Annotated in this window: 1 protein-coding gene; it reads left to right on the forward strand. The window is 71.5% G+C overall.

All coding sequences use genetic code 11. The annotated features are described in order from the left end of the window. Positions 1-44: 44 nt before the first annotated feature. A partial coding sequence (locus tag D9V41_RS17380) for a cell division protein FtsQ/DivIB (protein ID WP_121795652.1) occupies positions 45-295 on the forward strand: 251 nt, incomplete at its 3' end.

The raw sequence follows: 295 nt of genomic DNA on the forward strand, positions 1-295 counted from the left end.
CACCGAGGTCGGGCCCGCGCTGCTGTCGCTGCTGGAGCAGCCCGGTGAGTGACGCCTTCGCGGCCAAGCTCAAGCAACGCCGCCGGCGCCGGTGGATTCGCGTCGTGTTCGCCGTCCTCGTCGTCGCGATGATCGGCGCCGGCGTGTGGGCCGTCTGGTTCTCGGGCCTGCTGGTCGCCCAGAAGGTCCGGGTCACGGGCATCGAGCACCTCACCGAGGAGCAGGTGCTCCAGGCAGCGGAGGTGCCGCTGAACACGCCGCTGGCGCGGCTCGACACCGAGGCGATCGAAGGACG

It is taken from the genome of Aeromicrobium phragmitis (assembly GCF_003674095.1).
GTDB lineage: Bacteria > Actinomycetota > Actinomycetes > Propionibacteriales > Nocardioidaceae > Aeromicrobium > Aeromicrobium phragmitis.